The organism is Allobosea lathyri, assembly GCF_900108245.1.
Taxonomy (GTDB): Bacteria; Pseudomonadota; Alphaproteobacteria; order Rhizobiales; family Beijerinckiaceae; genus Allobosea; species Allobosea lathyri.
The window spans coordinates 1-24,902 of record NZ_FNUY01000009.1; the positions used below are offsets into that span (position 1 = coordinate 1).

The following is a 24,902-nucleotide window of genomic DNA, read 5'->3' on the forward strand; positions in this document are numbered from 1 at the left end:
GATGCCCGAACTCGGGCACGTCTCGCCAAAGGCCATCGCTGCCCTGACGGGCCTCGCGCCCTTCAACAACGACAGCGGACGCAGGCGCGGCCAGCGCATGATCAGGGGCGGAAGGCGCCGCGTCCGGCGAGCCCTCTACATGGCCGCGCTTGCCGCCATCCGGACATCGCCGCGCTTCAAGACCTTCTACGACACCATCCGCGCCCGAAGCGCCGCCGCCAAAGTCGCCATCATCGCCGTCGCAAGAAAGCTCATCACCGTCCTCAACGCCATGCTCAAAACAAACACAGCCTTCCAGACATGACCCCAAACGACACAGTTGCCGGGTCTACGCTTCGCTGCGCCCGGGATGACCAACCGAGGTCAGCCGGAAGACCGATGATCTTAGTTGGTTCCGCCCAGCACAGCCGGTTCGGCGTGGCTGACGAGGCGGCAGACCTGCGGTCGTGCGATCCTGACCGCGCGTTCGATCGCGTCGACGGCCGCGTGCACGGCGGCGACGTCCAGGGCGGGGTCGACGCGGCAGTGATAATTGACGACGAGGCCGTTAGCCGTTTGCCGCACGCGAACGCTGTGAATGTCGTGGATCGGCCCCGAGAGCTTGGTCGCCTCGCCCGCCAGTGCCTTGCCGATATCCTCGACCGTCTCCCACGCGGCATTGTGCCCCGCCGGAGCGCCGGTATCCATCGGCTCGATATGGGTCTCGACCTCGGTCTCGCCGCCGAACTCGGCCCGGATCGCGGTTTCGAGCCGGGTCGCGATCTCATGCGCCTCACCGAGGGGGAGCCTGGCGTCGACCTCCATGTCGAGGCTGACCGAGAGCCGCTCGCCGATGGTGTACACGGTGACATGATGCACCGGGATCTTGAGTTTCAGCGAGATCAGCAGCACGCGCTCCAGCGCGGTCTCGTCATCGACCTGTACCGGATCGGTCGTGATCGTGATCTCGGCATCATGCTCGACCTTTCGCAGGGCGGCACTCAGCGCGTCCTTGATCGCGACGACGCGGTCGAGCGGCAGGGTGCGGGAGACATTGATGCCGATCTCGCCATGGACGCGCCCGCCTGTCGGCCGGACCTTGAGCCAGTTGATGCTGACGACGCCGGGCACGGCCCGCGCCACTTCGCGCAGCCGCTCGCTGACGCCTTCGGGAGCTGTGTCGAGAAGCGTGTCGAGCGTGCGGCGTCCGAGCCGGAAAGCCGAAAGCGCGGTGAAGGCTGCGATCGCGAAGGCCGCGATCGTGTCGGCGCGCGGCACGCCGTACCAGACGCCGATCAGGCCGGCGAGAACCAGCGCCGAGCCGACGAAATCGGTCGAGAAATGCGTTGCTTCGGCTGCCAGCGCCTCGCTGCCGGTCTCCTTCGCGACCTTCGTCAGCGAGCGCCAGCGAATGGCGTCGACCGTCATCGACAGCAGCATCACGCCGATCACGAGCGGCGTGACCTCGACATGCTCGATCAGGCCGGTCCAGAGGCGGTTGCCCGCTTCCCACAGGATCGCGCCGGCAAGCGCGAAGAGGATGGCGGTCTCCACCAGCGCGGCGACGGCCTCGACCTTGCCATGCCCGTAATGATGCTCGTCATCGGCCGGCTTGTCCGAGGCGCGCACGGCAAACCAGGTGAACAGCGTCGAGCCGATATCGACGAGGCCCTGCAGCGCATCGGTCAACAGCGCCAGCGATCCCGACAGGATCGCACCGACGATCTTGGCTCCGGTCAGGAGCAGCGTCGCCATCACCGAAAGAATCGCGGCCCGCTGCTTGATCTGCGCGATCTGGGCCGATGTGGCGCGAACAGGCGCCTGCTCCGGTCCGTCTTGCGTTGAGGTCATAAGGCGTCCTGACTGCGATCTCTTGGAGCGGCGATGCTTTCGCCCGATTTCGGGGTAGGATCAACCCGATCTTGGCCTAAAAAGGAATCGTCCACGATGCGATATCTCCACACCATGGTGCGTGTCACCGATCTAGATGCGGCGCTCGACTTCTATGTGACCAAGTTCGGGCTGGTCGAGACCCGTCGCATCGAGAGCGAGAAGGGGCGCTTCACCCTGGTCTTCCTGGCGGCTCCCGACGAGGTCGAGACCGTCCGCGAGCAGGGCAGCCGCGGCCGTCCGACACTGGAGCTGACCTATAATTGGGATCCCGAGGTGTACACAGGCGGGCGCAATTTCGGCCATCTCGCTTATGAGGTCGACGATATCTACGCCACCTGCGACAAGCTCATGAAGGCCGGAGTGACGATCAACCGTCCCCCGCGCGATGGCAACATGGCCTTCATCCGCTCGCCCGACAATATCTCGATCGAAATTCTGCAGAAGGGCGATCCCAAGCCGCCGGCCGAGCCGTGGCTGAGCATGCCGAACACTGGCGTCTGGTAGCCAGAAACGACTCCGGATTGTCGCTTTCGCCCGCCATGATTTCGAGGAACGCTAGCATCGAGGGCGACATGGGTATTCTCGTTCGCGACCAAAAGATCGAGCGCCAGGTCCGGGAACTGGCGAAGCGCGACGGCCTGACGTTGCAGGGTGCCATTGGCATGGCTGTCGAGCGTGAACTGGCGTGCAGGGCAGAGAAGCAGACTACCGAGGCGACCCGTTGGGCGCAGGAGATTATGGCTGGATCACCGGTTGTCGACGAGGGTATGACGCACAGGGAGACGAGCCGGAGGCTGTAGAGATCGGGGCAATGATTACGTCCAAATCGATATCGACGGCGTCCGCTTCGGAGCCTGAAGCCGAGCGGAGGCTCAGCCCTTGACCAAAGCCGTGATCGGTACGCTCGCCGATGGTACGCCGATCCATGAGGTCACGCTCCGCACGCCGGCCGGCGCCGAGGCCAAAGTGATGGAATGGGGCGCTGTGCTGCGCGATCTCGTCGTGCCGCTCCACGATGGCGGGCGCCAGCGCGTCGTGCTGGGTTTCGCGGATTTCGCCGACTATCCCGCGCATTCGCCCCATATGGGCGCGATCGCCGGTCGCTACGCCAATCGTATCGCGGAAGGCCGCTTCGTTCTCGATGGTCGATCCTATCAGTTGCCGCTCAATCAGAACGGCCGTCATTCGCTGCATGGCGGCGGACAGGGTTTCGGCGTGCGGCCCTGGACGATCGTCGATCACGACGAGATGAGCGTAACGCTGGCGCTGGTCTCGCCCGATGGCGATGCCGGCTATCCCGGCACGCTGCGGGTCTGGTGCCGCTACAGCCTGGAGGGCGATGCGACCTTGCGCGTCGAACTGAGCGCGACGACGGACGCAGCCACGGTGCTAAACCTCGCCCACCACTCCTATTTCCGGCTCGACGACGGCCCCGACATTCTCGACCATGAGCTGCAAGTCGGCGCCGATCTCATCACGCCTGTCGATGCCGATTTGATCCCGGACGGCTCGCTGGCCGATGTCGCGGGAACGCCCTTCGACTTCCGCAAGGCCCGGCCGATTCGCCACGCCGCAGCCGACGGGGCGCGCTTCTCTTACGACCACAATTACATGCTGCGCCGCGAACGCTGCGAGCCGAGCGGGAAGTCGGGGCAGGCGCTCGCCTTTGCGGCGTCCTTGCGATCCACCCGGAATGGCCTTGCGATGGAACTCTGGACCACTGAGCCTGCTTTGCAGGTCTATGATGGTGCCGGTCTGGATACGCCGGTGCCCGGTCTTGATGGCAGGCGCTATGGACCCGGTGCCGGCATCGCATTGGAGCCGCAGCATGTTCCCGATTCTCCCAATCTGCCGCATTTCCCGTCGACCGTCCTGCGGCCGGGCGAGGTCTACCGGCAGGTCAGCGAATACCGCTTTGACGGCTGAGGCATCATGACCGGCGTTTTCTGTCTCGGCATTGCCACGCTCGACTATGTCTACAGTGTCGAGACCATGCCGACGCGCGGCGAGAAATATCGCTCGCGCGGTCTGGCGGTGGTCGGCGGCGGCTGTGCCGGCAATGCCTCGGTCGCGGTGGCCAGGCTTGGCGGGCGCTGCTGGCTGGCGACGCGCCTTGCCGAGGATCTGACCGGCGACCAGATCGTCGCCGACCTCGCTTCGGAAGGTGTCGAGACCCGCTTCGCTCATCGGGTCGCCGGATTGCGTTCGCCGGTCTCAGCCATTCTGGTCGATGCCGAGGGCGAGCGCATGGTGATCTCCTATTCCGACCCGGCCATGCCGGAGACGGTCGAATGGCTGCCGCAGCGCCTGCCCGAGGGCGCCGGTTCCGTGCTCGCCGATACGCGCTGGGGCGAGGGCGCGCTCGCCGCGCTCAGGCTGGCGCGCGAGGCGCGTGTTCCCGGTGTCCTCGACGGGGACCGCAGGCCGCCGCATGACGATCTCGTCGCAACCGCGAGCCACGTCGCCTTCAGTGCCCAGGCCTTGCGCGAGCTGTCTGGCGAGGACGATCCTCGACTGGGTCTGGCCAAGATCGGCAGGGCCGAGTCCAGTTGGCTCGCCGTGACGCTCGGCAAGGAGGGCGTGCTCCTCCTCGACAAGGGGGAGGTCGCCCATATCCCGGCTTTCGCGGTCGAGACGGTCGATACGCTTGGCGCGGGCGATGTCTGGCACGGCGCTTTCGCCCTGGCGCTGGCGGAGGGAAAGGACGAGCGGCAGGCGATCCGCTTCGCCTCGGCCGCGGCTGCGATCAAATGCACGCGCTTCGGTGGGCGCACAGGCGCGCCCGATCGGGCCGAGGTCGAGAGTTTTCTGGCGCAAACGATCTGATCGTCACGGCTAAAATCGCGCCGTGCCTGAAATTTGAGCAGGCAGGGGCATGCAGCCTCTTGCCCGGCAAACAGGCAAGCGAAAGATTGTCAGCTCCTTTTCGTCGAGACAGTGCATGTTCGCGCCGCCCGTTCCGGCAGCCAATGATCCGCTCCTGCCGGCCTATGTCAGGGCATGCGGAGGTGTGCGACTGCGCTTCGGCAAGGTCGGCGCACGCACGCATCGCCTGGAGCTGGCTGAATCCGGCGGCTATCGGGCCCGTTTCCCCACGACCTTCGACACGACCAGCGAAGCCGTGCTGATCAACACCGGCGGCGGTATGGCCGGCGGCGACGCGATGCGCGTCGAGGCGGTGCTGGAGCCGGAAAGCGATGTCGTCATCACCTCGCAGGCGGCCGAGAAGGTCTATCGCAGCCAGGGCTCCGATACGCGCATCGAGACGAATCTGACGGTCGGTGCCGGCGCCAGCCTTTCCTGGTTGCCGCAGGAGAGCATCCTGTTTTCCGGCGCGCGTCTTTCGCGGAGCTTGACGATCGATTTGGCCGCGGACGCCCGGCTGATCGCTTGCGAATCCGTCTTCTTCGGCCGCAGCGCCATGGGCGAGGCGATGCTTCGCGGTTCACTGCGCGACCGCTGGCGCGTCCGTCGCGCGGGCAGGCTGGTCTTCGCCGACGATCTGCGGCTCGACGGCGCCATCGCCGAAACGCTCACGCGCCCCGCTATCGCAGCCGGTGCGCGCGCGACGGCGACGCTGCTTGCAGCCGGCCCCGGTCTCGCCGAAAGACTCGAAGAGCTTCGCCTCCTGTTCGGGGAAAGCGCCTTTGCCGAGGTCGAGGCCGGTGCCGGCCTGGTCGCGGACCTCCTCCTGATCCGCCTGCTCTCTCCCGATGCCCAGCTGTTGCGTCGCGCGCTCGTCACGCTGCTCGGGCATCTGACCGGACGTGCGCTGCCGCGCACCTGGTCAACATAAGGAGAGCATCATGCTGGCGATCCAGGGTCTGAAATGCATCTATGACACCGGCGCGCGGGGCTGGGCGATCGAAGTCACACTCGATGGCGAGGGCGAGAATGCGGCGCGCCGCTTCGACGTCGACGGGCCCGATGACGCGGAAATGCTGATCGAGGCTTTCGAGGATTCCTCGTTCAGCACCTTCGATCCCGCGACCGGCGAAATCGTCTTCACCTATGAATATGCCGATCTCGACGGCGACGAGGATGAGGAAGACGAAGACGCCGAAGTGGGCGATGAAGACGAGGACGAGGATGAGGACGTCTCCGAAGACGAGACCTCTTCCGACGAGGACGAGAAGGCCAAGGCATGAATTTGACGCCGCGCGAAAAGGACAAGCTGCTCATCGCCATGGCTGCCATGGTGGCGCGGCGAAGGCTCGAGCGCGGCGTCAAACTGAACTATCCGGAAGCCGTCGCGCTCATCACCGACTTCGTGGTCGAGGGCGCGCGCGACGGCAAATCCGTGGCCGAATTGATGGAGGCCGGCGCCCATGTCATCGCCGCCGATCAGGTCATGGATGGCATCGCCGAACTGATCCATGACGTTCAGGTCGAGGCGACCTTTCCCGACGGGACCAAGCTCGTCACCGTCCACGAGCCTATTCGCGGCTCGGCCGGCCGCCTCAAGCCCGGCGAGATCACGACGCTGCCCGGCGACCTTATCATGAACGAGGGCCGCGAGAGCCTGACGCTCACAGTCGCCAATACCGGTGACCGCCCGATCCAGATCGGCTCGCACTACCATTTCTTCGAGGCCAATCCGGCGCTCCGCTTCGAGCGCGATCGGGCGCGCGGCTTCCGGCTCGATATCCCGGCCGGCACCGCCGTGCGCTTCGAGCCCGGCCAGACCCGCGAGGTCCGGCTCGTCGCACTCGCCGGCAAGCGCGAGGTCTACGGCTTCCGGCAGGATGTGATGGGCAAGCTCTGAGCAGCGGCCTCGAGGAGACCAGACAATGCCCTTCAATTTCCCGCGCAATGCCTATGCCGCGATGTTTGGCCCGACCACCGGCGACATCGTGCGCCTCGGTGACACGGAACTCCGCATCAAGGTCGAGAAGGACTTCACGACCTATGGCGAGGAGGTGAAGTTCGGCGGTGGCAAGGTCATCCGCGACGGCATGGGGCAGTCCCAGGTCACGAATGCAGACGGTGCCGTCGACACCGTCATCACCAATGCGCTGATTCTCGACCATTGGGGGATCGTGAAGGCCGATATCGGCATCAGGGCAGGGCGCATCTGCGCGATCGGCAAGGCGGGCAATCCCGATATCCAGGCCGGCTTCGGCAATTTCGATCCGACCGAGACGATCATCGTCGGTCCCGGCACCGAGGTCATCGCCGGCGAAGGCAAGATCATCACGGCCGGCGGTTTCGACAGCCATATCCACTATATCTGCCCGCAGCAGATCGAGGATGCGCTGATGAGCGGCCTCACCACCATGCTCGGCGGCGGCACCGGCCCGGCCCATGGCACGCTGGCGACGACCTGCACGCCCGGCCCCTGGCATCTCGGCCAGATGATCCGCGCCGCCGACGCCTTTCCGATGAACCTCGCCTTCGCCGGTAAGGGCAATGCCGCGCTGCCCGGTGCGCTGGTCGAGATGGTCGAGGCCGGGGCCTGCGCGCTGAAGCTGCATGAGGACTGGGGCACGACGCCCGCCGCGATCGACAATTGCCTCTCGGTCGCCGACGATTACGACGTCCAGGTGATGATCCACACCGACACGCTGAACGAGTCAGGCTTCGTCGAGGACACGATCAAGGCCTTCAAGAACCGCACGATCCACGCCTTCCATACGGAAGGGGCGGGCGGCGGCCACGCGCCCGATATCATGAAGGTCGCGGGGCTGCCCAACGTCCTGCCATCCTCGACCAATCCGACGCGGCCCTTCACGGTCAATACGCTCGACGAGCATCTGGACATGCTGATGGTCTGCCATCACCTGTCGCCCTCGATCCCTGAAGACCTCGCCTTCGCCGAAAGCCGCATCCGCAAGGAGACGATCGCCGCCGAGGACATCCTGCACGATCTCGGCGCGCTCTCGATGATGTCGTCGGATTCACAGGCGATGGGCCGCATCGGCGAGGTCATCACCCGAACCTGGCAGACCGCGCATAAGATGAAGGTGCAGCGCGGGGCGCTGCCGCAGGATGTCGGCACCGGCGCCGACAATTTCCGCGCCAAGCGCTACGTCGCGAAATACACGATCAACCCGGCGATCTCGCACGGCATCTCGCGCCATATCGGCTCTGTCGAAATCGGCAAGCTGGCGGATCTTGTGATGTGGTCCCCGGCCTTCTTCGCGACCAAGCCGGACATGGTGATCAAGGGCGGCATGATCGCAGCCGCTCCGATGGGGGACCCCAACGCCTCGATCCCGACACCGCAGCCGGTCCATTACCGGCCGATGTTCGGCGCATTCGGCAAGGCCGTGACGACGACCTCGCTGGTCTTCGTGTCTCAGGCCGCCATCGCCAACGGTCTCAGAAACCGGCTGGGCACCGAAAAGGAGATGGTCGCGGTTGAGAACACCCGCGGCGGCATCTCCAAGAAGAGCATGATCCATAACGACGCCACGCCCGACATCCAGATCGACCCGGAGACCTATGCGGTGGTGGCCGATGGTGAGTTGCTGGTCTGCGAGCCCGCCAAGGAATTGCCGCTGGCGCAGCGCTACTTCCTGTTCTGATCAGGGGCGTACTGGCGATCGCGGAACCTGCCCTCACAGGGCGGCGTTCACTCCCTGTGCACACCCAGGGAGGGTTCCATGACCAAGAAATCCGCGACTCCGGCAGATGGCCAGCAGCCGGAGGCTCTGGCGACGTTTGCGGCAAGCGCGCGCAATCAAGGCAAGAAGCCCGGTGATATCGGGCTGAACGCAACGGCAGAAACCGCACCGCTTCCGACCTCCTCCAAGAAGAAAGCGGACGCGGCTACGAAGGTTTTGCGCGAGGGGGTGCTTGGAACGGATCAGGGCGCCGAGGAGGCTGTCGACCGGCTCCCGGACCGCACGCGCAGCTCCTGACATTCAAGCATGCTGTTTTCCTTGGAGACGCGCCGTCATCCTGGGCGCAGCGAAGCGGAGGCCCGGGATCCATCGTACGGCTCCGCAGCCCTACGATGGATCCCGGAGCTGCGCTCCAGGATGACGCGTGGTTCGGCACGGCATGTCTCGGCTCACTGCAGTTCGTGACTGCCTGATTGACAGCCATCTCTTCCCGCGATCATCTCGTCGGCTAACAAAAAAGAGCCAATCGGGAGAGGCAAATCCGTGTTCGGTATCCGCCAGTTTCATCCAGTTTCCGCCGCCATCGTCGGCTTGGCCTATATCGCCCTCGCCGCGCCAGCCGCAGCGCAGGGCCAAGTCACGGTTTATTGCTCGATCCTCGAGGAGCAATGCCGGGAGGGCGCGGCGATGTTCGAGAAATCGACCGGCATCAAGGTCGCTATGGTGCGCAAGAGCACCGGCGAGGTCTATGCGCAGGTCAAGGCAGAGGCCTCCAACCCGCGCGGGGATGTCTGGTGGGGCGGTCCCGGCGAGCCGCATCTGCAAGCCGCCGATGAGGGGCTGCTCGACGACTATCGCTCGCCCAGGTTCACCGAGCTGCATGAATGGGCGCAGCGCCATGCCGAGCAGTCGAAATTCCGGACTTCGGGAATTTATCTCGGCGCACTCGGCGTCGGCTACAACACCGAAGTCCTGAAGAAGAAAAACCTGCCCGAGCCGAAATGCTGGGCCGATCTGCTGGATGCGAAATACGCCGACGAAATCCAGATCGCCGATCCCAGTTCGTCGGGAACGGCCTATGTCTTCCTCGCAACCACCGTCCAGCGCCTGGGTGAGGAGAAGGGCTTCGACTACCTGAAGGCCCTGCACAAGAACATCAACCAATACACCAAATCCGGCATTGCCCCGGTCAAGGCGACGGCGCTGGGCGAGACTGCGATCGGCATCGCCTTCATCCACGACATGCTGACGCAACAGCTGCAGGGCGCCCCGATCAAGACCGTCGCGCCCTGTGAGGGTACTGGGTATGAGACCGGCTCGGTCTCGGTCATCAAGGGTGGCAAGAACCCGGAGGCGGCGCGCCGCTTCGTCGATTTCACGCTCTCGCCGGCAGCGCAGGACATCAACGCCAAGCTGAAGATCAACTCGATCCCGTCGAACAAAAATGCGCAGCTCTCGCCCGACGCGCCGAAATTCGCCGAGATCAAGCTGATCGATTACGACACGCCGCGCTGGGGCAGCCCTGCCGAGCGCTCGCGCCTGTTGAAGAAGTTCGACACCGATGTGAAGGCCCTGCCGCGATAGATCATTGCGCGTTTAGGTTGCTTTAGAGGCTCGTCATCCCGGACAAGCCGCATTGCGACGCCGATCCGGGATCCATTCCAGAACCTCCATCGTCAAGGTTCAGGAATGGATCCCGGGTCTCCGCTTCGCTGCGTCCGGGATGACCACAGAAATAAACCTGAACGCGAAATGAGGCGCGAGCGCCCCTCGAACTTAGTAGCACAAACATCAATCTGTGCTACTAAGTTCCATGCAGCGCATTCCGCTCAATATCCAGACGCTCTACGCCGACCTGCAACAGCAGGTTGCGGTGGCCTCGGCCGATGAGGCTACAGTCGTCGCGACCTCGATCGGGGGTATCCGCTATCTGCGCCTTCAGCGCTGGGTCGGTGCGAGCCGCACGGTCGAGCATCTCGGCCGCGCCGATGATGTTGCCGTCATGGCACGGGCCGAAGCGGCGCGAACCGAGATGGCGCACCGGCAGGAGCGTCGCCGGCTTGTTTCGACCTTGCGCCGTCTCATTCCCGGCCCGACGGCGACGCTGGGTCGCGTGCTGGATGCGATTGCGCATGCGGGACTGTTCCGGCGCGGAGCCGTTCTGATTGGGACGGCTGCCTATCAGTGCTATCCGCCGCTTCTCGGCGCTGTTCTGCCCTCGGCGACGGTGATGACGCAGGATGCGGACCTGGCGACCGCGGATCTCGCTTTGGAAGGCGAGATCGCGGGCGACAGCATGACCGCCATCCTCCAGCGCGCCGACGCCAGCTTTGCTGCCCTGCCGGGGCTGGACCCGAAGGCGCCGCCAGCTCGCTTTCGCAATGCCGAGAGCTTTGTCGTCGATCTGCTGACACCACAGCGTCGCCGGAGCGATCGCGACCCGATGCCGCTCAAGGCGCTCGCCGCTGGCGCCACCCCCTTGCAGCATCTCGACTGGCTGATCGAAGATCCCGTTCCAGCCGTGGCCCTGCATGGCGCCGGTGTCGCCGTCATGTTGCCGCGTCCTGCCCGTTTTGCCGTGCACAAGCTGATCCTGGCGCAGAAGCGCGGTGCGCATGAACTCGCCAAGAGCCGGAAGGATCTGGCTCAGGCGGCAGCCATGGTCGCAGCACTGCGGCTGAATGCGCCGTTCGAACTCGACGACGCGCTCGATGATGCGAGAGGGCGCGGGCGCGATGGCTGGGCCAGGCCGATCGAACGCTCGCTTGCACAGATAGGCGATCTTACGGGCAGATAGTCGCCCGTCAGGGCCGTCGTCAGCCGACTGGCGGGTCGCAGCAATGTCCCGGGAGCCGGTCCGATCGACGGGGCTTAACGATCCGTAAAGCATAACGTCGCCGCTGCTGCATCCGGCAGCCGAGCTGCCCGCGTAGACGCCTCACCTTTATCAGCAGTGAGTTTCAAGCAGGATGTCAGATCCGGTTATCGTCATCGCACGGGCCCGCAGTCGTCCGGATGCCCGGGCGCGCTTCATTGCCGCAGCCCTGGAATGTATTGCCGCCACCCGGCGAGAACACGGCTGTCTCGCCTACGACATGCATGAAAGCGTCACCGAGCCCGGTCAGTTCGTGTGCATCGAGAGCTGGGAGCAGCGCGAGCACGTCGATGCTCATATGAAGCAACCCCACGTACTGGCCTTCCTCCAGGAGGCCGGGGCTTGCGTCACAGCTCCTACGGTGATCGAAGTGGTGCAGCCGCGATCGATCGATCGCCTCTGATCCAACACTGATACGGGTTCATCATCATGCTGCGTGCCACCTCCGTCGTTCGCAAGGCTGCGGTCAGGGCGGACAAGGTCGTCGAGACGTTGACGCTCGACCATGAGGACCGCAATCGCCGTCGCCTGGCGCTGAAAGGCGATGGCGGCCTCGATATCCTGCTCGACCTCGACAAGGCGACCGCGCTCGGGGATGGCGACGCCGTGAAGCTGGAGGATGGTCGGCTGGTGCTGATCAAGGCGGCTGCGCAAAGCCTGCTCGAAATCCGGGCCGAGAATCCGCTGCGGCTGATGCGCGTCGCCTGGCATATCGGCAACCGCCACACGCCAGCGGAAGTCACGGCCGACGCGATCTATATCGAGAACGACCATGTCCTGGCGGAGATGGTCCGAGGGCAGGGCTGCGCGATGAATGCGGTCACGCGCCCGTTCCAGCCCGAGCGCGGCGCCTATGATCATGGCCACGACCATGACGGATGCGACCACCCCAGCCACGCCCACGGCCACGCTCACGCCCAAGGCCATGATCACGGTCATGAGCATGGTCATGACCATCACGGGCATGATCATAAGGCTCATGAGCATGAGGCGCATGACCACAAGGCCCACGAACATCATGCCCATGGTTCAGCCTGTGGCTGCGGTCATGATCACCACGATCACGGCCATGCGCATGATCACGGCCAAGATCACGGGCATGATCACAAGCACGACCACGGCCACAAGCATGGCGCCGAGCATGGCCACAAGGGCCATTCGCACGATCACTGACCTCAGCGGATGTCTGCCCATCTGCCGTTGATGGTCTGGCTGTCACCGTCCTTTCCGGTGGGGGCCTTCGCCTATTCGCACGGTCTCGAATGGGCGTTCGAGGCGGGCGACCTGCATGATGCTGCGACGCTGCGGGACTGGCTGGAGGCGCTCGTCGTCCACGGCTCGCTGCGCAACGATCTCATCCTGTTCGCCTGCGCTTTTCGCGCCGCTGTCGACAGGGACGAGGCCGCGCTAGCTGAGACCGCCGAACTGGCCCTTGCTCTGGCGACCTCCTCGGAAAGACGGCTTGAGACCGTCACGCAGGGCAATGCCTTCGTCGCTGCGGTGCGCGCCGCCTGGCCTTGTGCGGCGATCGAGCATCTGCGCGCCAGCTGGCCGGGGGACATCGCCTATCCCGTGGCCGTGGCCTGTGCGAGTGCCGGCCATGGCGTTCCCTTGCTGCTGGCGCTGGAGGCTTATGGTCTCGCCTTCGTTGCCAATCTGGTCTCGGCTTCGGTGAGACTCGGCATCATCGGCCAGACCGATGGGCAGAGGATCACGGCCGGCTTGGTCCCGGCCTTGCATGAAGCGGCGGCTGCTGCCGAGGTGGCGACGCTCGATGATATCGGCGGCTGCGCCTTGCGGTCCGATCTCGCTTCGCTGCGCCATGAAACTCAATATTCGAGGCTGTTTCGCTCATGACCCGCTCTCCCCACGGCCCCCTGCGCGTCGGCATCGGCGGCCCCGTTGGCTCCGGCAAGACCGCGCTGATCGAAGTGCTCTGCAAGCGCATGCGCGATCAATACGACATCTGCGCGATCACCAACGACATCTACACCAAGGAGGATGCCCGCCTGCTGACGGTGGCGGGCGCGCTGCCGCAGGAGCGGATCATGGGTGTCGAGACCGGCGGTTGCCCCCATACCGCCATTCGCGAGGATTGCTCGATCAACCTCGCCGCCGTCGAGGAGATGCGAGCCAAGTTCCCCAACCTCGACATGATCCTGATCGAATCGGGCGGCGACAATCTCGCCGCCACCTTCTCGCCCGAGCTCGCGGACCTGACGATCTATGTCATTGACGTCGCCGCCGGCGAAAAGATCCCGCGCAAGGGCGGGCCGGGCATCACGCGCTCCGACCTGCTCGTCATCAACAAGACCGATCTCGCCCCCCATGTCGGCGCGGATCTTGCTGTCATGGACCGCGACTCGCGGCTGATGCGCGGCAAGCGGCCCTTCGTCTTCACCAACACCCGGGAAGGCGAGGGCGTCGATGCGGTGGTCGATTTCATCGAGGCGGCCGGTGGGCTGAAGGCGGCTTCGGCCGCGTGACGACAGGGGAGAACGGGATCATGCAGGCGGTTGTGAAGCGGATGGGCATGGCTTTGGTGACGGTGGCTCTGGCGGGGCCGGCGCTGGCGCATACCGGAGCCGGCCCGGTGCACGGATTTGAGGCAGGCCTGATGCACCCGTTGTTTGGAATCGACCATGTTCTGACCATGGTTGCGGTCGGCCTTTGGGCCGGTCTTGTCGGCGGCAAGGCGCGCTTTGCCTATCCGGTCGCCTTCGTATCGATGATGGTCGTGGCGGGTCTCTGGGGCATGTCGGGGGCCGAGCTTCCGGGCGTCGAGATCGGCATCGCGGTGTCTGTCGTCGTGCTCGGCCTCGCGATCGCCCTGAACCTCACGCCGCCGCTGGCAGCCGGCACGGCAGCCTGCGCCATCTTCGCGATCTTCCACGGGCATGCCCACGGTGCCGAACTGCCGCAAGGTGCGAGCGGTCTTGGCTATGCGCTGGGCTTCGTCCTGGCGACAGCGGCGCTCCACGGTGTCGGCCTCGCCTTTGCGAGCCAGATCGCGACGCGGGCGCCGCTGCTGGCGCGCGTTGCAGGCGGCGGTCTGGTGGCGGCCGGCGTCGCCATCCTCGCCAGCTAGATCATTTTGGGTTTAGGTTGGTTGGGGCGTTGTCATCCCGGACAAGCCGCGGAGCGGCGCCGATCCGGGATCCATTCCGGAAGTTCTATCGGAAGCGCTCCGGAATGGATCCCGGGTCTTCGCTACACTTCGCCCGGGATGACCCAGCCACAATTACTCGACCGTGAAATGATCTGGGTGCTGCGCTCAGGCGGGCGGTTTGCGACATCCCCCCGTCATCGCATTGTCATGATGGCGTCCCAGACGCGCCGCTCACGATGGCGGCGGAGACGACTGTGGCACTTCATATTACCGGGGGCAGGGTGCTGGCGGATGGCCTCGCCCCGCTCGACATCGTCACAGACGGATCGTTGATATCGTCGATCGGCGGAATCGCGGGATCGAGCGCTCTGCACCTCGATGCCACCGGCCTGCTGGTGCTGCCCGGCATCGTCGATTGCCATGGCGACGCCTTCGAACGCTACATCATGCCCCGTCCCGGCGTGTCCTTCGATATCGATCTCGCGCTGCGCGATGCCGACCGGGCGCTGCTCGCAAACGGCATCACCACCGCCTTCCATGGCGTGACCTGGTCCTGGGAGCCGGGCCTGCGCGGGGCCGGGAATGCGCGCCGGCTGGTCGAGGCGATCGGGCGCCTCGGACCTGTCCTTGGCGCCGACACCCGCTTTCATTTGCGCCACGAGACCTTCAACCTCGATGCCGAGGCCGAGATCGTCGACTGGCTCGGTGCCGGCAAGATCGGTGTGCTCGCCTTCAACGACCACACCGGCGGCATCCTGAAATCGACCGGCCGCCCAGACAAGATCGCCAAGATGGTCGAGCGTACCGGCCTCTCCCATGGCGATTTCATGACGCTTGTCGGCAATGTCGCCCGCCGCCAGGACGAGGTCGCGGGTTCGACTCAGCGCCTTGCCGCCGCCGCGCTCGCCGCAGGCATTCCGACGCTCTCGCATGACGACATGACGCCGCAGATGCGCAGCTGGTACCGCTCGCTCGGCGTGACCGTCGCCGAATTCCCGATCAACGAGGCGACGGCGCAGGAGGCCGCCGCACATGGCGAGGCCATCGTCTTCGGGGCGCCCAATGTCGTGCGCGGCGGCTCGCATATCGACTGTCCGGGCGCCGAGCAGATGGTGAGGGCAGGGCTCTGCACCATCCTCGCCTCGGACTATTATTATCCTGCGCTGCCGCTCGCGCCCTTCATCCTTGCACGCAAGGGCGCAGCCTCCTTCGAGGATGCCTGGAAACTGGTCTCGCAGGCTCCGGCCATCGCATTCGGCTTGACCGATCGCGGCGTCGTCGCGCCGGGCAAGCGGGCGGACCTGATCCTCGTCGAGGACGGCCCGAACCCGCACGTGGTGGCGACGATCGCGGGCGGAAAGCTGGTCCATCTCGCGGACCAGCGCATCCTCGCCTGATCAGGCGTCGTAGCCGCGCAGGCCGCTGATCGCGGTCATCACGCCGCGCAGCTCGGCAAGCCCACGCAGGCGGCCGACCGCCGGATAACCCGGGAAGCTGCCCTTGCCGACATCGTCGAGCAGGGCATGGCCGTGGTCGGGCCGCATCGGGATGCGCCAATGCGGCAGGCCGGCGGCCTTGCGCCGCTGCTCCTCGCTCATCAGCGCCTCGACCAGCGCCACCATGTCGGTATCCCCTCCCAGATGCTCGGCTTCCATGAAGGAGCCGTCCGGGTCCTTGGCGACATTGCGCAGATGCGCAAACCAGATCCGGTCGGCAAAGCGCTTCGCGATCGCAGGCACGTCGTTCTTCGGATTGGCGCCCAGCGACCCCGCGCACAGCGTCAGCCCGTTGGCGGGCTTGTCGACCGCGTTCAGGATGAAGGCGATGTCGTCCTCGTCAGAGCAGATGCGCGGCAGGCCAAACAGCGGGCGCGGCGGGTCGTCGGGATGGATGCACATCCGGATGCCGACCTCTTCGGCCGTCGGGATAATGGCCTCCAGGAAGCGCTTCAGATTGGCGCGCAGGCGCTCATGGCTCATGCCACGATAGCGCTCCAGCATGCGCGCGAGCCCAGGCACATCATAGCGGTCATAGGCGCCGGGCAGCCCCGCCATGATATTGGCGAGCAGCCTGTCGCGGTCGCTTTCCGAGGAGCGTTCGAACCAGGCCTTGGCGCGGTCCATCACATCGGCCGAATGCCCTTCCGCCGATCCCGGCCTCTTCAGCATGAAATGGTCGAAGGCGACATATTCATGGATGTTGAAGCGCAGCGCCGTGCCGCCGCCGGGCAGGGGATAGGCAAGCTCGGTGCGGGTCCAGTCCAGCACCGGCATGAAATTGTAGCAGATCACCTCGAGCCCGCAGGCGGCGAGGTTGCGCATCGACTGGCGGTAGTTCTCGAAGATCGGCTCGAGATCGCCTTCGCCGATCTTGACGCTCTCATGGATCGGCAGGCTCTCGACCACGGTCCAGCGCAGGCCGAGACTGGCGTCGGCGGCGATGATCGCCTTGCGCGCCTCGATCTCCTCGACGCTCCAGACGACGCCGTAGGGAATCTGGTGCAGCGCGTTGACGATGCCGCTCGCCCCGGCCTGTCGGGCCTGGGCCAGTGTCACGACATCGTCTGGCCCGAACCAGCGCCAGCATTGTTCCATGGTCGCGTTTCCTTCGTAGTGTTCTTGTGGGGAGTGGGGGTTCTTGCAGGGAGTGACGCGGGCGCGTCAGTCCAGTCGCAACGGCGGGGCTGTCCCGGCGAAGGCATCGACATGGCTCTGCGCGATGGTCTGAATGGCGTCGAAGACGGTGCGCAGATGGGCGCGCATCGCCTTTTCCGCCGCGGCCTCATTGCCGGTTATGACGGCCTCGGCGATCTCACGATGCTGCCGCAGGATCATGCCCGGCCATGCCGCGCTTTCCAGCGACAGGCAGCGGACCCGGTCGAGCTGCGCCTTCACGCCTTCGATCAGGCTCCAGACGGATGGATGACCGGCCAGCCGCGCGAGTTCGGCATGGAACTGGTCGTCATGCTCGAAGAAGCCGGCGCGGTCGCCGATGTCGAGATCGCGTTCCTGCTGCACGACATGCTGTTCGAGCGCGGCCTTGCCGGCATCATCGATATGCTTGGCCGCCAGCACGACGGTGCGGCATTCGAGCGTCTCGCGCACGAACTGGCTGTCATGCACAGAGGCAAGGTCGATCGGCGCGACGAAAGTGCCGACCTGCGGCACCACCATCAGGAAACCTTCCTCGACCAGCCGCTTGAAGGCCTCGCGCACCGGTGTCCGGCTGACGCCGAATCGCACCGCCATGCGCGCCTCCGACATCGCCTCTCCCGGCCGCAGAACCGCAGTGAGGACGTCGGTCCGCAGCAGGCGGTGGATCTGTTCGGTGCTTTGTCGTGCTGCTGCGATGCCCATTGCCAAGCTCTGGTCGACTAGTATACTAGGATACCGACTAATTCGGGTCGGCGTCAACTTATACGCCGCGCGAATTGTGGTTCCAGCCTCGGAAATCGGCCGGCTGGAGCCCAGAAGACAATAAGGCGGGAAACCCGCATCCGGAGGAAGAGACTATGGTTCAGGACAGCATCAATCGGCGTGTTTTCCTCGGTGGCGTCGCTGGTCTGGCCGGTGTTGCGGCGCACGGACCTGTGGCTTTCGCCCAGCAGCTCAAGCTGCCGACATCTCCCGTCACGCTCTCCATCGTCGACGTTGCCGGCAATCTCGCCCTGACGCAGCGGGCGATCGAGAATTATCGCAAGGCCAAGCCGAATCTGGTCTCGCGCATCACCTTCACCAAGGCCCCGGCGCCTGAACTGCCCGGCAAGATCAAGGCACAGCAGGACGCCAACCGCGTCGACATCGACATGGTGCTGACCGGAACGGACGCCCTCTCTGCCGGCGTCGAGCAGAAGCTCTGGGTACCGCTGCTGCCCCAGCATGCCGCCAACCTGCCTAAGCTCGACGAGATCTTCCTCGAAGGCGCCGCCAAGATGCAGGGCCTTGCCAGCGGGCAGGGCGTCGTCGTGACCTACTACCCGTCCGGCCCGCTGCTCGAATACATGCCCGACAAGGTCAAGACGGTTCCCGCGACCGCCGAGGAACTGCTGGCCTACACGCAGCAGAACAAGGGCCGCTTCATCTATCCGCGTCCCGCCAATTCCGGCCCCGGCCGCACCTGGATGATGGGCCTGCCCTATCTGCTCGGCGATTCCGATCCCAAGGATCCGGTCAAGGGCTGGGACAAGACCTGGGCCTATCTCAAGGCGCTCGGCGAGAACATCGAGTATTATCCCGGCGGCACCGCGGCCGTGATGAAGGAACTCGGCGACGGCTCGCGCGACATGACGGTGACGACCACTGGTTGGGACATCAACCCGCGCGTGCTGGGTGTCGTGCCGAAGGAGGCGAAGATCGCCGCCCTGAAGGGCTTCCACTGGGTCACCGACGCGCACTACATGTGCATTCCCAAGGGCGTGTCCGACGAGAAGCTCGCGGTCCTGATCGACCTGATGAACTTCCTGCTCACCAAGGAGCAGCAGGCCTATACCTATGACGAAGGCTATTTCTATCCGGGTCCGGCCGTGAAGGGCGTCACGCTCGCCATGGCTCCGGAAGACAGCCAGAAGTCGATCAAGGAGTTCGGCCGTCCCGAATATGACAAGCTGATCGCCGAGAACCCGCTTGAGACCCCGCTCGATCCTGACAAAATGGTCGTCGCCTTCCGCATCTGGGACGAGCAGGTCGGCGGCGCCAAGCGTAAGTAAGCCACGCGGCGATGGCCGGGCTGCGCGCCGGGCCGTCTCCATCAGAAATTCGCACCTGACTCCAGCACCCGGTAGCCATGACGATCAACGCAGCATCCTTCCGCGAGCTCAGGCTCGACGGCCTGAGCCGGGACTTCGGCACCCACAACGCCTTGAAGAACGTCTCCCTGACGATCGGCAAGGGCGAGTTCATCGCCCTTCTCGGCCCGTCGGGCTGCGGCAAGTCGACCACGCTCAACATCATAGCGGGGCTGCTGCCGGCGACCGGCGGTGGCATCTGGCTCGATGACAAGCGCATCGACCCGCTGCGTCCGGAAGAGCGTGGCTTCGGCATGGTTTTCCAGAACTACGCACTGTTCCCGCATATGAGCGTGAACAAAAATATCGGCTTCGGCCTGAAGATGCGCGGCGTGCCCAAGGCCGAGATCGACCGCCGCGTCGGCGAGGCTGCCGCGCTCGTCAGGCTCCAGGGCCAGACCGAGAAACTGCCGGGCCAGCTTTCGGGCGGCCAGCAGCAGCGCGTCGCCATTGCACGCGCCATCGTCGTCGAGCCGCCGCTGGTGCTGATGGACGAGCCGCTCTCGAACCTCGACGCCAAGCTGCGCCTCGAGATGCGCGCCGAAATCCGCCGCATCCACAACACGCTGGGCGCAACCACGATCTACGTCACCCACGATCAGGAAGAAGCGCTGTCGCTTGCCGACCGCATCGTCGTGATGCGCGATGGCGAGGTCCGTCAGGTCGGCGTGCCCGAGGATCTGTTCTCCCGGCCGGATCATCTCGACGTCGCCGAGTTCATGGGCTTCCGCAACAAGGTCGCCGGCCGCGTCGCCTCGGTCGAAGGCGAGCGTGCGACGGTTGCCGTGGACGGCGCGTCGATCGTCGGCCGCTCGCGCAACGCTGTCGCGCCGGGCGTGGCTGCGCATGTCGCCATCCGCCCCGAGGATCTTCACCCGGTCGCTGAAGGCGTCCCAGGCCTCAAGGCACAGGTCATCTCGACGGAATTCCGCGGTCGCGAATTCGTCGGATTCGCCCGCATGGCCGATGGTACGGATCTTTCGTTCCTCGCCCATGATCGCATCGCGGCCGGAGCCCAGGTCACGCTTGCCGCCGAGCCCGATCGTGTTCTCGTCTATGGGGACAAGGTGTGAGCATGTCGGCCCCCACGATACCGCTGAGCCAAAGGCTCGCCGCACGCGGGCTGGACGGGTTGACGCTGCTGGTCCTGCCGGCCGTCCTGTTCCTGCTGCTGCTGTTCATCTACCCGTTCTTCTACGGGCTGTTCCTCTCCTTCAATCCCAAGGCCGGCGGCACTTTCGCGAATTACAGCCGGTTCTTCTCCGACTCGTTCCTGTACGGCACGATCGCGACCACGCTTTGGCTGGCGCTGCCGGTGACGGTGCTGACGCTGGTAATGGCGGTGCCGATCGCTTTCCGCGTCAGGCTGATGAAGCATCAGCGCCTGCTGACCACCATCCTGGTGATCCCGATCACGCTCGGCACCGTGCTGGTGGCGCAGGGTCTGTTGAACTATCTCGGCCCGCAAGGCTGGTTCAACCGCACGCTGCTGACGCTCGGCCTGATCTCGACGCCGGTGAAGCTGCTGCACAATTATTGGGGCGTGATGATCTCTCTGGTCATCACAGGCTTCCCCTTCACCTTCCTGCTGACGCTGTCCTATCTCTCGGGCGTCGACCCGGCGCTGGAGCAGGCTGGCGCGACGCTGGGGGCCGGTCCCTGGCAGCGCTTCAAGCACATCCTGCTGCCGCTGCTGCTGCCGGGCCTCGCCATCACCTTCTGCCTGAGCTTCGTGCAAGCCTTCTCGGTCTTTCCCTCCGCCGTGCTGCTTGGCGCGCCGGCCGGGCCGACGCGGGTGATTTCGATCGCGGCCTATCAGGCGGCCTTCGAGGAGTACGATTATTCCATGGCCTCGGCCGTCGCGATGATCATGGGGCTGGTTCAGCTTGCCATCGTCGTGGCCGTCCTGGCCGCGCGTGGCCTGCTTTATCGTGGCCCGGCCGGCGGCGGAAAGGGCTGAGTCATGGTCAAGGATAACCGCCTCTCGGCCAAGCTCTGGGCCTTCGCCAACTGGGCCGTGATCGGCTTCTTCATCCTGAATCTCTTCGGGATGATCGCCACCGTGGTCACCAGTTCCTTCGCCACACGCTGGCTCGGAACCTGGTTCCCGGCGGGCTGGACGACGCGCTGGTATTCATCGGCCTGGAACGAGTTCCAGCTCTATGAAGTGCTGAGCGTCACCTTCCAGATCGTCTTCCTCGTCGTCTTCATCTCCGGCCTGATCGGCGTGCCCGCAGCCTATGCGCTGGCGCGTCGCGATTTCCCGGGCAAGAAGCTGGTGATGCTGCTGTTCCTGCTGCCGCTGCTGGTTCCGCCGATCACCTTCGGCATTCCGCTGGCGACGGTGCTTTACCGCGCGGGGCTTGCCGGCGGCATGTCGGGCGTGGTGCTGGCCAATCTGGTGCCGACCGTCCCGTTCGTGATCCTGGTGATGATCCCCTTCATCGAACAGATCGACACCAAGATCGAGGCGGCCGCACGCGTCTTCGGCGCCAACACCTTCAAGCTGTTCATCTACGTCCTGCTGCCGCTGCTCATGCCCGGTATCCTGGCGGCGCTGCTCCTGGTTCTGGTCCGCACGATCGCGATGTTCGAGTTGACCTTCCTCACGGCCGGTCCGACCAGCCAGACGCTGGTGGTGGCGCTCTACTATGCCGTCTTCGCGGCCGGTGTGCGCGCCGTGCAGTCGATCGACGCCATGGCGGTGATCTACATGGTGACGACGCTGATCTGGCTCCTGATCGCACTGCGCTTCGTCAACCCGACGCAGATCGTCGCCCGGGCCAAGAAGTAAGCCGCTAAACTAAGTAAGACTGCAAAAACTCCGGTGCCCTCGGGAACCGGAGGCTGCCTGGGCGATTGAGGCCAAGGCAGCGCGGGCGAAACCCCATACATGTCCCGCGCCTTTTTTTGGAGCGCGGGACATGGAACAAATGATCGTTGAGGATGCTTCGCGTCCTGCCGCCGCACCGGGCCGCCTGAAACGGGTGTCGGCCACGGCCTTGACGATCACGCGCCGCCGCTTCGGCCGCGGCTTCGCCTATCTTGATGCGCAAGGGCGCCGCATCGTCGATGCCGAGACGCTGAAGCGCATTCGCTCGCTCGCCATCCCTCCAGCCTATGTCGACGTGCAGATCGCGGCCGATCCCCGCGCCCATCTTCAGGCCATTGGGCATGACGAAGCCGGCCGCGCCCAGCACCGCTATCACCCCGAATGGGACAAGGTTCGCGAGCGCCGCAAGCTCAAGCGGTTGCAACGCCTCATCGATGCGCTGCCGAAGTTGCGCGCCGCAATCGCGCGCGATCTGAAAGGCCGCGACCTCAGTCAGGACAAGGCATTGGCCTGCGCCGCCGCGATTATCGATCGCTGCCATATCCGCGTCGGCAACGAGACCTATGCCAAGGCGAATGGCAGTCACGGCGCCTCGACCTTGCTGAAGCGCCATGCCGCGCTGAGAGGGAGCCGCGTTGAGCTGTCCTTTCGCGGCAAGAGCGGCAAGGAGATCGGCTGCGCTGTCGAGGATGCAGGCCTTGCCCGCGCCTTGACCCGCATCATGACACTGCCGGGGCGCAGGCTGCTGCAATATCGACGCGAGGATGGTTCCGTCGCCGAAATCCACGCAAGCGATATCAACGCCTATCTGAAGCGCGTCTCTGGTCTCGCCATCAGCAGCAAGGATCTGCGCATGCTCGCCGCCAACGCTGCCGCTGCCGAATTGTTGCTGGCCAGCGAAATCGTCGCGACCGAGACCGGCAGGAAGCGTCAGCTCGCCGATATCATGCGCGCGATCTCGGAACGGCTGGTCAACACGCCAGCCGTGGTGCGCAAAAGCTATGTCCATGAGATCGTGCTGCGCTCCTATGCCAGCGGCAAGCTGAAGCGCTGCTACGACAAGGCGAGACCCCGCGCCGGCTGCTCGCGCATCGAGCGTGCCCTGGGCAGGCTCACCGCTTGAGGCGCGCCGGGGGTGCATGGCCGCGCATTTTGCGCTAGTGAGCCGCCATGATCGCCCTCACGCCCCAGGACCTGCGCTTTTCCGTCGCGCCGATGATGGATTGGACGGACCGGCATTGCCGCGTCATCCATCGCCTGATGTCGCGTCGCGCGCGGCTCTATACGGAGATGGTGACGGCGCAGGCCGTGATCCGTGGCGACCGCCAACGCCTGATCGGTTTCGATGCGGTCGAGCATCCCGTCGCGCTCCAGCTTGGCGGCAACGATCCGACGCTTCTGGCCCAGGCCGCCAGGATCGGCGCCGATTTCGGCTATCACGAGATCAACCTGAATTGCGGCTGCCCCTCGGACCGGGTCCAGGGCGGGGCGTTCGGCGCCTGCCTGATGCGCGAGCCCGCTGTGGTCGGCGACTGCGTCGCGGCGATGAAGGCCGCGGTCTCCATTCCCGTGACCGTGAAATGCCGGATCGGCGTCGATGATCAGGATCCGGAAGCGGCGCTCGATGCGCTCGCGGCGAGCGTCCGCGCCGCCGGCGTCGATGCGCTGGTGGTCCATGCGCGGAAAGCCTGGCTGCAGGGCCTTTCGCCCAAGGAAAATCGTGAAGTGCCGCCGCTCGATTACGATCGCGCCTATCGGCTGAAAGCGGCCAATCCTGACCTGCTGGTGGCGATCAACGGCGGCATCCGCGAGCCCAATGAATGGATCGCGCACCTCGCGCAGCTCGACGGCGTCATGATCGGCCGCGAGGCCTACCAGAACCCCGAGATTCTGCTTCAGGTCGATCCGCTGCTCTTCGGCGAGGCTGCCCCCGTTGCGGATGCCTTCGCCATGCTGGAGGGCCTGGCGCCGCATATCGCTGACCATATCGAGCGCGGCGGGCGACTCCATGCCTTTACGCGCCATCTCGTCGGGCTCTTCCCGGGGCAGCGCGGATCCCGCCTGTTCCGCCGCCATCTTGCCGAGCACTGTGTCGGCGCCGAAGCGGGACTTGCAGATCTGCGCGCGGCCGTGGCTCATCTCTCGCGCGAGCCGGCCGAAGCCGTCGCCGCTTAGAGTCTGGCCAATAGTGATATCCCAGTTTTCAAGGACTTGAACATCAGCGGAAAACGCGCCGTCATCCCGGGCGCAGCGAAGCGGAGATCCGGGATCCATTCCGGAACCAAGCGCTCCGGAATGGATCCCGGGTCTCCCTGCGGTCGCCCGGGATGACGGCGCGTTTCGATGCCAAATGCCAAACGATTGAAATTGCTTACGACATTCTCGGCCAGGCTCTTAGGAAAGTTCGCTCATGCCGGACGATATGCAGGACGAAATCCGGCAGCGCATCGAGGCGAGTTTCGCCAAACAGGTGTTCATGACGACGCTGGGCGCGCGGCTCGTCCATGTCGCCGCCGGCGAAGTCGAGATCGAACTGCCGGTTTCAGCCCATCTCGCGCAGCAGCACGGCTTCGTCCATGCCGGCGCCGTGGCCACCATCGCCGATTCCGCTGCGGGCTATGCCGCGCTGACGATGATGCCGGCGGGCGCCGGTATCCTGACGGCCGAGTTCAAGATCAATCTGCTGTCGCCGGCGGCTGGCGAGAGGCTGCTTGCGAAGGGCAGGGTGGTCAAGGCCGGGCGCACCCTCACGCTTGCCATGGCCGAGGTCTTCGCCATCTCGGGCGGCGTCCCCAAGCTCTGCGCCATGATGACCGCGACCTGCATGGTCATCGCGGGTCGCGAGGGCGTTTCGGACTGATGTT

General features: G+C 65.2%; 28 protein-coding genes. 25 read left to right on the forward strand and 3 right to left on the reverse strand.

What is annotated here, in order from left to right:
• Nucleotides 1-304 (forward strand): transposase (locus C4S73_RS19795; RefSeq protein ID WP_103874267.1); only part of this gene is annotated, 304 nt, incomplete at its 5' end.
• Between the two features lie 80 nt (nt 305-384).
• Here the strand turns inward: C4S73_RS19795 and C4S73_RS19800 are convergent.
• Nucleotides 385-1,830, reverse strand: a complete 1,446-nt coding sequence (locus tag C4S73_RS19800; RefSeq protein ID WP_103874268.1) for a cation-efflux pump — start codon at nt 1,828-1,830, stop codon at nt 385-387.
• A gap of 96 nt (nt 1,831-1,926) precedes the next feature.
• Between C4S73_RS19800 and C4S73_RS19805 the strand changes: the two genes are divergently transcribed.
• The 17 genes from C4S73_RS19805 (at nt 1,927) to C4S73_RS19885 (ending at nt 15,819) form a co-directional block, all read left to right on the forward strand.
• The gene (locus tag C4S73_RS19805; protein ID WP_103874269.1) at nt 1,927-2,376 is read left to right on the forward strand and encodes a VOC family protein; all 450 of its coding nucleotides are present in this window, start codon (nt 1,927-1,929) and stop codon (nt 2,374-2,376) included.
• Nucleotides 2,377-2,444: 68 nt separating this feature from the next.
• Complete coding sequence (locus tag C4S73_RS19810) at nt 2,445-2,672, forward strand: type II toxin-antitoxin system VapB family antitoxin (protein ID WP_160115845.1); 228 nt, start codon at nt 2,445-2,447, stop codon at nt 2,670-2,672.
• 79 nt (nt 2,673-2,751) lie between these two features.
• Nucleotides 2,752-3,798 (forward strand): aldose epimerase family protein, encoded by a 1,047-nt coding sequence (locus tag C4S73_RS19815; RefSeq protein WP_103874271.1) that lies wholly within the window; start codon nt 2,752-2,754, stop codon nt 3,796-3,798.
• 6 nt (nt 3,799-3,804) lie between these two features.
• Nucleotides 3,805-4,698 carry a PfkB family carbohydrate kinase gene (locus C4S73_RS19820; RefSeq protein ID WP_103874272.1) on the forward strand — a complete coding sequence of 298 codons (894 nt, stop codon included), beginning with the start codon at nt 3,805-3,807 and terminating at the stop codon, nt 4,696-4,698.
• 115 nt (nt 4,699-4,813) lie between these two features.
• Complete coding sequence (locus C4S73_RS19825; protein WP_160115846.1) at nt 4,814-5,668, forward strand: urease accessory protein UreD; 855 nt, start codon at nt 4,814-4,816, stop codon at nt 5,666-5,668.
• A gap of 10 nt (nt 5,669-5,678) precedes the next feature.
• Complete coding sequence (locus C4S73_RS28485; protein ID WP_200828058.1) at nt 5,679-6,020, forward strand: hypothetical protein; 342 nt, start codon at nt 5,679-5,681, stop codon at nt 6,018-6,020.
• Nucleotides 6,017-6,637, forward strand: coding sequence for an urease subunit gamma (locus tag C4S73_RS19835; RefSeq protein WP_103874274.1), 621 nt, complete (start codon nt 6,017-6,019; stop codon nt 6,635-6,637). Before C4S73_RS28485 ends, C4S73_RS19835 begins: the two co-directional genes overlap by 4 nt.
• 25 nt (nt 6,638-6,662) lie before the next feature.
• Nucleotides 6,663-8,399: an urease subunit alpha gene (gene ureC, locus C4S73_RS19840; protein WP_103874275.1), complete on the forward strand. Its 1,737-nt coding sequence runs from the start codon at nt 6,663-6,665 to the stop codon at nt 8,397-8,399.
• 78 nt (nt 8,400-8,477) lie between these two features.
• Nucleotides 8,478-8,735: a hypothetical protein gene (locus C4S73_RS19845; protein ID WP_103874276.1), complete on the forward strand. Its 258-nt coding sequence runs from the start codon at nt 8,478-8,480 to the stop codon at nt 8,733-8,735.
• Nucleotides 8,736-8,981: 246 nt separating this feature from the next.
• The gene (locus C4S73_RS19850) at nt 8,982-10,022 is read left to right on the forward strand and encodes an ABC transporter substrate-binding protein (RefSeq protein ID WP_244595688.1); all 1,041 of its coding nucleotides are present in this window, start codon (nt 8,982-8,984) and stop codon (nt 10,020-10,022) included.
• Between the two features lie 229 nt (nt 10,023-10,251).
• Nucleotides 10,252-11,235, forward strand: a complete 984-nt coding sequence (locus C4S73_RS19855; protein ID WP_103874277.1) for a GSU2403 family nucleotidyltransferase fold protein — start codon at nt 10,252-10,254, stop codon at nt 11,233-11,235.
• Nucleotides 11,236-11,407: 172 nt separating this feature from the next.
• The gene (locus tag C4S73_RS19860; protein ID WP_103874278.1) at nt 11,408-11,716 is read left to right on the forward strand and encodes a putative quinol monooxygenase; all 309 of its coding nucleotides are present in this window, start codon (nt 11,408-11,410) and stop codon (nt 11,714-11,716) included.
• Nucleotides 11,717-11,742: 26 nt separating this feature from the next.
• On the forward strand, nt 11,743-12,486 hold the full coding sequence (locus C4S73_RS19865; RefSeq protein ID WP_103874279.1) for an urease accessory protein UreE: 744 nt from the start codon (nt 11,743-11,745) through the stop codon (nt 12,484-12,486).
• Nucleotides 12,487-12,495: 9 nt separating this feature from the next.
• The gene (locus tag C4S73_RS19870) at nt 12,496-13,170 is read left to right on the forward strand and encodes an urease accessory protein UreF (RefSeq protein ID WP_103874280.1); all 675 of its coding nucleotides are present in this window, start codon (nt 12,496-12,498) and stop codon (nt 13,168-13,170) included.
• Entirely contained in the window at nt 13,167-13,799 is a 633-nt protein-coding gene (gene ureG, locus C4S73_RS19875) for an urease accessory protein UreG (protein ID WP_103874281.1), read from the forward strand. Before C4S73_RS19870 ends, ureG begins: the two co-directional genes overlap by 4 nt.
• 20 nt (nt 13,800-13,819) lie before the next feature.
• Nucleotides 13,820-14,401: a HupE/UreJ family protein gene (locus C4S73_RS19880; protein ID WP_200828059.1), complete on the forward strand. Its 582-nt coding sequence runs from the start codon at nt 13,820-13,822 to the stop codon at nt 14,399-14,401.
• A gap of 257 nt (nt 14,402-14,658) precedes the next feature.
• Nucleotides 14,659-15,819 (forward strand): alpha-D-ribose 1-methylphosphonate 5-triphosphate diphosphatase, encoded by a 1,161-nt coding sequence (locus C4S73_RS19885; RefSeq protein WP_103874282.1) that lies wholly within the window; start codon nt 14,659-14,661, stop codon nt 15,817-15,819.
• Here C4S73_RS19885 and uxuA read toward each other — a convergent pair whose 3' ends face one another.
• A complete protein-coding gene (gene uxuA, locus C4S73_RS19890) occupies nt 15,820-17,016 on the reverse strand; it encodes a mannonate dehydratase (RefSeq protein ID WP_103874283.1) in 1,197 nt (398 codons plus the stop codon).
• A gap of 66 nt (nt 17,017-17,082) precedes the next feature.
• Nucleotides 17,083-17,778 (reverse strand): GntR family transcriptional regulator, encoded by a 696-nt coding sequence (locus C4S73_RS19895; protein ID WP_103874284.1) that lies wholly within the window; start codon nt 17,776-17,778, stop codon nt 17,083-17,085.
• Between the two features lie 155 nt (nt 17,779-17,933).
• Here C4S73_RS19895 and C4S73_RS19900 point away from each other — a divergent pair, with 155 nt between their 5' ends.
• From C4S73_RS19900 to C4S73_RS19930, 7 genes are all read left to right on the forward strand, one after another.
• Nucleotides 17,934-19,127 (forward strand): ABC transporter substrate-binding protein, encoded by a 1,194-nt coding sequence (locus tag C4S73_RS19900; RefSeq protein WP_103874285.1) that lies wholly within the window; start codon nt 17,934-17,936, stop codon nt 19,125-19,127.
• Nucleotides 19,128-19,204: 77 nt separating this feature from the next.
• Nucleotides 19,205-20,278, forward strand: coding sequence for an ABC transporter ATP-binding protein (locus tag C4S73_RS19905; RefSeq protein WP_425290359.1), 1,074 nt, complete (start codon nt 19,205-19,207; stop codon nt 20,276-20,278).
• Nucleotides 20,279-20,280: 2 nt separating this feature from the next.
• Nucleotides 20,281-21,165 carry an ABC transporter permease gene (locus tag C4S73_RS19910; RefSeq protein ID WP_103874286.1) on the forward strand — a complete coding sequence of 295 codons (885 nt, stop codon included), beginning with the start codon at nt 20,281-20,283 and terminating at the stop codon, nt 21,163-21,165.
• 3 nt (nt 21,166-21,168) lie between these two features.
• Nucleotides 21,169-21,999, forward strand: coding sequence for an ABC transporter permease (locus C4S73_RS19915; protein ID WP_103874287.1), 831 nt, complete (start codon nt 21,169-21,171; stop codon nt 21,997-21,999).
• A gap of 130 nt (nt 22,000-22,129) precedes the next feature.
• Nucleotides 22,130-23,161: a DNA topoisomerase IB gene (locus C4S73_RS19920; protein WP_244595690.1), complete on the forward strand. Its 1,032-nt coding sequence runs from the start codon at nt 22,130-22,132 to the stop codon at nt 23,159-23,161.
• Between the two features lie 47 nt (nt 23,162-23,208).
• On the forward strand, nt 23,209-24,213 hold the full coding sequence (gene dusA / locus C4S73_RS19925) for a tRNA dihydrouridine(20/20a) synthase DusA (protein WP_103874289.1): 1,005 nt from the start codon (nt 23,209-23,211) through the stop codon (nt 24,211-24,213).
• A 235-nt stretch (nt 24,214-24,448) separates the two neighbouring features.
• Nucleotides 24,449-24,898: a PaaI family thioesterase gene (locus tag C4S73_RS19930; RefSeq protein WP_200828060.1), complete on the forward strand. Its 450-nt coding sequence runs from the start codon at nt 24,449-24,451 to the stop codon at nt 24,896-24,898.
• Nucleotides 24,899-24,902 lie beyond the last annotated feature (4 nt).

Excerpts from the sequence above, each read along its gene's own strand:
- C4S73_RS19800 (WP_103874268.1), bottom strand. The coding sequence starts at position 1,830 with ATGACCTCAACGCAAGACGGACCGGAGCAGGCGCCTGTTCGCGCCACA.
- C4S73_RS19805 (WP_103874269.1), top strand. The coding sequence starts at position 1,927 with ATGCGATATCTCCACACCATGGTGCGTGTCACCGATCTAGATGCGGCG.
- C4S73_RS19810 (WP_160115845.1), top strand. The coding sequence starts at position 2,445 with ATGGGTATTCTCGTTCGCGACCAAAAGATCGAGCGCCAGGTCCGGGAA.
- C4S73_RS19820 (WP_103874272.1), top strand. The coding sequence starts at position 3,805 with ATGACCGGCGTTTTCTGTCTCGGCATTGCCACGCTCGACTATGTCTAC.
- C4S73_RS19825 (WP_160115846.1), top strand. The coding sequence starts at position 4,814 with ATGTTCGCGCCGCCCGTTCCGGCAGCCAATGATCCGCTCCTGCCGGCC.
- C4S73_RS28485 (WP_200828058.1), top strand. The coding sequence starts at position 5,679 with ATGCTGGCGATCCAGGGTCTGAAATGCATCTATGACACCGGCGCGCGG.
- C4S73_RS19835 (WP_103874274.1), top strand. The coding sequence starts at position 6,017 with ATGAATTTGACGCCGCGCGAAAAGGACAAGCTGCTCATCGCCATGGCT.
- ureC (WP_103874275.1), top strand. The coding sequence starts at position 6,663 with ATGCCCTTCAATTTCCCGCGCAATGCCTATGCCGCGATGTTTGGCCCG.
- C4S73_RS19845 (WP_103874276.1), top strand. The coding sequence starts at position 8,478 with ATGACCAAGAAATCCGCGACTCCGGCAGATGGCCAGCAGCCGGAGGCT.
- C4S73_RS19855 (WP_103874277.1), top strand. The coding sequence starts at position 10,252 with ATGCAGCGCATTCCGCTCAATATCCAGACGCTCTACGCCGACCTGCAA.
- C4S73_RS19860 (WP_103874278.1), top strand. The coding sequence starts at position 11,408 with ATGTCAGATCCGGTTATCGTCATCGCACGGGCCCGCAGTCGTCCGGAT.
- C4S73_RS19865 (WP_103874279.1), top strand. The coding sequence starts at position 11,743 with ATGCTGCGTGCCACCTCCGTCGTTCGCAAGGCTGCGGTCAGGGCGGAC.
- C4S73_RS19870 (WP_103874280.1), top strand. The coding sequence starts at position 12,496 with ATGTCTGCCCATCTGCCGTTGATGGTCTGGCTGTCACCGTCCTTTCCG.
- ureG (WP_103874281.1), top strand. The coding sequence starts at position 13,167 with ATGACCCGCTCTCCCCACGGCCCCCTGCGCGTCGGCATCGGCGGCCCC.
- C4S73_RS19880 (WP_200828059.1), top strand. The coding sequence starts at position 13,820 with ATGCAGGCGGTTGTGAAGCGGATGGGCATGGCTTTGGTGACGGTGGCT.
- C4S73_RS19885 (WP_103874282.1), top strand. The coding sequence starts at position 14,659 with ATGGCGGCGGAGACGACTGTGGCACTTCATATTACCGGGGGCAGGGTG.
- uxuA (WP_103874283.1), bottom strand. The coding sequence starts at position 17,016 with ATGGAACAATGCTGGCGCTGGTTCGGGCCAGACGATGTCGTGACACTG.
- C4S73_RS19895 (WP_103874284.1), bottom strand. The coding sequence starts at position 17,778 with ATGGGCATCGCAGCAGCACGACAAAGCACCGAACAGATCCACCGCCTG.
- C4S73_RS19900 (WP_103874285.1), top strand. The coding sequence starts at position 17,934 with ATGGTTCAGGACAGCATCAATCGGCGTGTTTTCCTCGGTGGCGTCGCT.
- C4S73_RS19905 (WP_425290359.1), top strand. The coding sequence starts at position 19,205 with ATGACGATCAACGCAGCATCCTTCCGCGAGCTCAGGCTCGACGGCCTG.
- C4S73_RS19910 (WP_103874286.1), top strand. The coding sequence starts at position 20,281 with ATGTCGGCCCCCACGATACCGCTGAGCCAAAGGCTCGCCGCACGCGGG.
- C4S73_RS19915 (WP_103874287.1), top strand. The coding sequence starts at position 21,169 with ATGGTCAAGGATAACCGCCTCTCGGCCAAGCTCTGGGCCTTCGCCAAC.
- C4S73_RS19920 (WP_244595690.1), top strand. The coding sequence starts at position 22,130 with ATGGAACAAATGATCGTTGAGGATGCTTCGCGTCCTGCCGCCGCACCG.
- dusA (WP_103874289.1), top strand. The coding sequence starts at position 23,209 with ATGATCGCCCTCACGCCCCAGGACCTGCGCTTTTCCGTCGCGCCGATG.
- C4S73_RS19930 (WP_200828060.1), top strand. The coding sequence starts at position 24,449 with ATGCCGGACGATATGCAGGACGAAATCCGGCAGCGCATCGAGGCGAGT.